Source organism: Sedimentitalea sp. XS_ASV28 (assembly GCF_041224545.1).
GTDB lineage: Bacteria > Pseudomonadota > Alphaproteobacteria > Rhodobacterales > Rhodobacteraceae > Sedimentitalea.
Window position 1 is genome coordinate 1 of the sequence record NZ_JBGFGP010000099.1, and the last position, 304, is coordinate 304.

Annotated in this window: 1 pseudogene; it reads right to left on the bottom strand. The window is 62.5% G+C overall.

Annotated elements, in window-relative coordinates:
• Positions 1-304, bottom strand: a pseudogene (locus AB9K34_RS05725) (3-hydroxyacyl-CoA dehydrogenase); the annotation flags it as partial.

Below are 304 nucleotides of genomic sequence, written 5' to 3' on the forward strand. Positions count from 1 at the left end.
CCGCGCCCATCATGCCCGCGCCGAGAACACCGAGCTTCTTCACACGTTGATCCGGCACATCCTGTGGTCGCACGGCGCCTTTTTCGAGCGCCTCCTTGTTCAGGAAGAGCGAGCGGATCATTGCGCCCGACCTCGGGTTCATCAGAACAGTTGTGAACCAGCGGGCCTCGATCCTGAGCGCGGTATCGAAATCGACCAGCGCCCCTTCATAGACCGCGCTCAGCAAGGCCTTGGGCGCGGGGAATGCGCCCTGCGTCTTGCCATGCACCATTGCATTGGCGCCCACGAAGGTCATGAAACCCGC